The 4,671-nt window shown below is 71.2% G+C and carries 4 protein-coding genes; all 4 read right to left on the bottom strand.

Annotated features, from left to right (window positions below):
- Positions 1–47: 47 nt before the first annotated feature.
- Positions 48–1,079: a type I glyceraldehyde-3-phosphate dehydrogenase gene (gene gap, locus ACYQ8L_RS18090; protein ID WP_459943221.1), complete on the bottom strand. Its 1,032-nt coding sequence runs from the start codon at positions 1,077–1,079 to the stop codon at positions 48–50.
- 88 nt (positions 1,080–1,167) lie between these two features.
- A complete protein-coding gene (locus ACYQ8L_RS18085) occupies positions 1,168–1,581 on the bottom strand; it encodes a HEPN domain-containing protein (protein WP_459943220.1) in 414 nt (137 codons plus the stop codon).
- Positions 1,565–1,915 carry a nucleotidyltransferase domain-containing protein gene (locus ACYQ8L_RS18080; protein ID WP_459943219.1) on the bottom strand — a complete coding sequence of 117 codons (351 nt, stop codon included), beginning with the start codon at positions 1,913–1,915 and terminating at the stop codon, positions 1,565–1,567. Before ACYQ8L_RS18080 ends, ACYQ8L_RS18085 begins: the two co-directional genes overlap by 17 nt.
- 239 nt (positions 1,916–2,154) lie before the next feature.
- On the bottom strand, positions 2,155–4,521 hold the full coding sequence (locus tag ACYQ8L_RS18075; protein ID WP_459943218.1) for a helicase-related protein: 2,367 nt from the start codon (positions 4,519–4,521) through the stop codon (positions 2,155–2,157).
- Positions 4,522–4,671: the final 150 nt, after the last annotated feature.

The raw sequence follows: 4,671 nt of genomic DNA, 5'->3' as shown, positions 1-4,671 counted from the left end.
CGGTAGTAGAGCCTTCCAGCCTGCCCGCTTTCCAGCTTTCCAACCTGTTATGCCAGCCCGTCCATGGCGGCCACCTTCTCCAGCAGGTCCACCACCCGGCAGGCGTAGCCCCACTCGTTGTCGTACCAGGCCACCACCTTGGCCATGCGGTCTTTGCGCACGTGGGTGAGCAGGCTGTCGAAGATGCTGGAGTGGGGGTTGTTGATGATGTCCACCGACACGATGGGGTCGGTGCAGTACTCCATGATGCCCTTCATCGGGCCCTCGCAGGCCTCCCGCATGGCCTCGTTGATCTCCTCGGCCGTGGCCTTTTTCTCGAGCATGACGGTGAGGTCGATCACCGAGCCTGTGGGTACCGGCACCCGGAACGCTAGCCCCTCGATCTTGCCGTCGAGCTCGGGGATCACCCGCCCGAGGGCTGCGGCCGCGCCGGTGGAGGTGGGGATGATGGAGAGCGTGGCCATGCGGGCCCGACGAAAGTCCTTGTGGGGGTAGTCGAAGAGCCGCTGATCGTTGGTGAAGGCGTGGACCGTGGTGAGATAGCCCTTCTGGATGCCGAACCGCTCCAGAAGCACCTTGGCCACCGGCGCCGCGCAGTTCGTGGTGCACGAGGAGTTGGAGATGATGGTGTGCTCCGGTTTCAGGATGTGGTCGTTCACCCCCAGCACGATGGTGGCCTCCAAGGGGTCCTTGGACGGAACCGTGAGGATTACCCGGCGGGCCCCGCTTCGCAGGTGCCCCTCGAGTTGGGCCACTTTCCGGAACACCCCCGTGGCCTCCACCACGTAGTCGATCCCGAGTTCCTTCCAAGGCAGGTCCAGGGGATCGTCGCTCCGGCGGCTCGGCCCGCTCAACACCTTGATGGGGGTGCCGTCGATCACGATCGCGTCCTCGGTCCAAGACACCCGGCCCGGGAAGGGGCCGTGGATCGAGTCGAACTTGGTTACGATGCCCAGGGCGTCCACCGGCGCGAGGTCGTGGATCGCCACGAATTCGAGGTTCGCGTTTTTCTTCTTGGCCGCCCGGAGGACGAGCCGGCCGATGCGTCCGTACCCGTTGATGGCAATGCGTGCAGGCATGACAGTTACCTCCTTTACCGGAAGCCGGGAATGCAAGTCGGAACAGGATAACCCCGATCGGCCGCGTGGCAAGGGAAACGGAAAGAGATCAGCCGGAACGGGCGGCCAGTTGTTCGCCCGCCCACGCCACCACCTCGCGGGCGAGGGCCACGGCCCGTTCCGCTGTATCGCGGTCGTACACCCTGGCCGGGATCCCCGCTGGTAACCCGTTGGGATACCGCGTCGGGATGTAGTATCCGTCGAGCACGCTCCACCGGCGGGCGGGTTCACGGATGCCTGGATGGCGCTCGCCCAGTTCCCGTGTTAGCCGCTCGACGGAATGGCCGAGAACGATCTCGGCACCCTCGGCGTAGCGCACCGCCTTCAGCGCCTTTTCAGCGACCTGCTGGGCGAGGAAGCAGGCGAGATGATAGCCCCCCTCCCGCGCGAGGTGCTCCGCCCAGCGAAGGTCCTCCCGGGCCTGCTCCCACCACCTCAGGCCTTCCTCAATGCTGTTTCTCATGGAGAACCCTCCCGTTTTTCAGGGCGTGGCGCAGGAACGGTTCTCTCCGCAATCGCTCGAACTCGTCGGGCGTGTACACGAGGAGATCCACGTCCACCCCCAGTTCGAGGGTGGGCAGGAGTCGCGCCGCGCGCACCGCAAACGGTTGGTCGGTGTGCATCACCACGACGAGGTCGAGATCCGTGAGAAGGTCCCGGCGGCCCTTGGCGGCCGAACCGATGAGAATCACCCTCTCGACCTCCGGCCTTCGGGCCAACCGCTCCCTGGCGCGCTCAATGGCCTCGTCAAGGCGCCGCCCGTACGCCGCTCGCTCCGCGTCCAACGTCTTCTCCATCCGGAGTCGCTCCTTGTCATACCAAGTTGCGTTCAAAGCTACCGTTTCCTGATTCGGCCCGGCAAGGGGCCTGGTGGAGCGCCGGGCGTAAGCCGGATGCCGCACTGACGCACGGCCGGAACCAGGCCCCTTGCCGGGCCCCCGGGATGGGTGTCGGTTTGAACGCAACTTGGTATCAAGCGCGGTCCCAGCAGAGTCCCACGGTCTTCCCGTGGCAACGGCAGGACGGCGCTCTTCCCTCACCGAAGCCGCCAGGACTGGTTTTTGTGCTGTACCCGGACGGAAAACCCCCGAAACGGGGGAAGGAAGGTCAGCGAGGGGGGGTCGCGGCGGTGGCCGGCCGTGAGGTGAAGGGTGACCTCCCGGCGGCCGAGGTCGTACTCGGCCCGGTACCGGGCGTCCCCGACCCCGACCTCGGCCGGGAACGACCGGTCGAGCCAGTCGCTCACGGGGTCGGGCAGGGGCCCGGGAAGGAGGTCCCCGGCCGTGAGAAGGGGGAGGTCCTCCCCCGACTCGAACCCGAGTTCCTCCAGCCGGCCGAGGAGCCACCTCTCCGGAAGCTCGGGCCGCGTGTCCGGGACGAAGGCGGCCAGAGATGCCGGCACGAGCCCCGCCCCCGCAAGGCGCTGGAGGCGGTCCCGGTCGGCCAGCCGGCGGACCAGTTCGTCCCACACCCCGGGGAACGCCTGGTCGCCGGCCACGGCCCGGGTCAAGGCCTCCCGGGCCAGCCGGCCCTCCGGCACCTCCTCCCGCCGGGCGAGTACCTCGCCGGCGTGGCAAATCTCGGTTTCGCACACGAGGTGGTCGCCGACGAGCCGGACCCGGCCGGGCCGCTGCTCGCCGATCCCGGCCTCCACGAGCCACGCCGGTGGCACCGGCACGGCGGCCGAGATCACGAGCCGGGTCTTCCGGTACCCGGTACCCACCGCCCGGACCTCCAGGGCCGCGAGGCACCGGTGTTCGCCAGACTCCACGGCGCTCCCCTCGCCGAGGGCGGCCTCGGCCTCGCCGTTGGCCCAGGCCGTGAACTTCTTCCGGCGGCGCGCCACGTGGGCCGCCCGCGGGTCGGCCCGGAGCACGGCGAGCGCGAGCGCTTTTCGGTCCGCCGGCCCCCCGGCCCGGGGGCCGGCCCCTTCCAGCCCCATGGCGGCCCGGAGCTCCCGGCGGACCGCCCGGGCCTCGGCGAGGACGGGGCCGTGGACCCGATCCCGATCCGGCCGGGCCTCCCGAACCGCCCGCACGAGGGCCACGGCGTCGCACCCCTCCTCCCGCAGGGGATCCCCCCGGGGCGGCCCCCGAAAGAGCGGCCGGCCCACGGCCAGGGCCGCCACCAGGTCCACGGCGTCGTCCAGGCAGCCCAGGCGCTCGGCCTCCACCAGGATCGCTCCCAAGGGAGCGTCCAGGGGAAGCCCGAACAGCCGGCGGCCCCGCTGGGTGATCCGGCCCTCCGGGTCCAGCGCGCCCAGCCGTCCGAGGCTCTCCCGGGCGGCCTCGACGGCGTAGGGTTTGGGCGGGTCCAGGAACGGCAGGCCCTCGACCCGGGCCCCGCAGGCCGCGCCCGCGAGCACCAGGGGCTCCAGGGCCTCCCGGTGGATCTCGGGCGGCGTGGTCTCGGTGAGGATGGCCTCGGGGCTCCAGAGCCGGTAGCACACCCCCGGGGCGGTGCGGCCCGCCCGGCCGGCGCGTTGCTCGGCGCTGTCGCGGGCGACGGGCAGGAGCGTGAGGAACCCTCGGCCGTTGTGGTACCGGGTGCGCCGCACGAGCCCCGAGTCGATCACCACCCCGATCCCCGGGATCGTGAGCGAGGTCTCGGCCACATTGGTGGCGAGCACCACCCGTCGTTTCGCCGGCCGCGAGAAGACCCGGCTCTGCTCCTCGAGGGAGAGGCCGCCGTGGAGGGGGAGGACCTCCAGGTCGCGCCGCCCCGCGAGCCTTGCCGCGGCCGCGGCGATCTCGGCCTTCCCGGGCAAAAACACGAGCACGTCCCCGGGATCGTCGGCGGCGCGGGCGAGCGCCTCGAGGAGCCGGTCTTCGAGGCCGCGCACATCGGGCAGGAACGCCCGGCCCGGCACGTGCCGCACCTCCACCGGGAACCGCCGGCCCTCGGCCCGGAGCACGGCCGCTCCCAGGTGGCGGGCCACCCGCTCGGCCTCCAGGGTGGCCGACATCACCACGAGCCGGTGGCCGCCCCGTGCCAGGAGGAGGGCGAGGAGGAGGTCCAGGTCGAGGCTTCGCTCGTGGAACTCGTCGAGGACCACGGTGGCGAAGTCCCCGAGCTGGCCCCCCGCGAGCCACCGGAGCACGACCCCCGGGGTGGCGAACACGATCCGGGTCTGCGGGGTGGCCCGGCGCTCGGCGCGGACCACATACCCGACGCCCTCCCCGAGGCGTTCCCCCTCCAGTTCCGCCACCCGGGCGGCCAGCGCCCGGCAGGCCACCCGCCGGGGCTCCACCACCAGCACCCGTCCCCGTCGGGCCGCCCACCGGGGCACCTGGGTGGATTTCCCCGTGCCCGTGGGGGCCGAGACCACCACGGGCCCGGCGGCCAGGGCCTCGGCGAACCGCGGCGCCAGGTCGTCGATGGGCAGGCGTTCGGTTGGCTGCAACGGCAGGCACTCCGGTGAGACGCGGTTGACTTGGGCTCCGGAGGGAGTTTAGCAAGGAACGTCCCCCCGCTTCATGGGGGGCGGGGGACCGAAGACTGCTGAGGCGTTCCTGAAGTCCCGTGCTTTTCCAAAAGGGTGGAGCTGGGGGCT

It is taken from the genome of Deferrisoma palaeochoriense (genome assembly GCF_054656955.1).
Note: the sequence above shows the minus strand (reverse complement) of the source record. Positions and strands in the feature narration are given on the sequence as shown.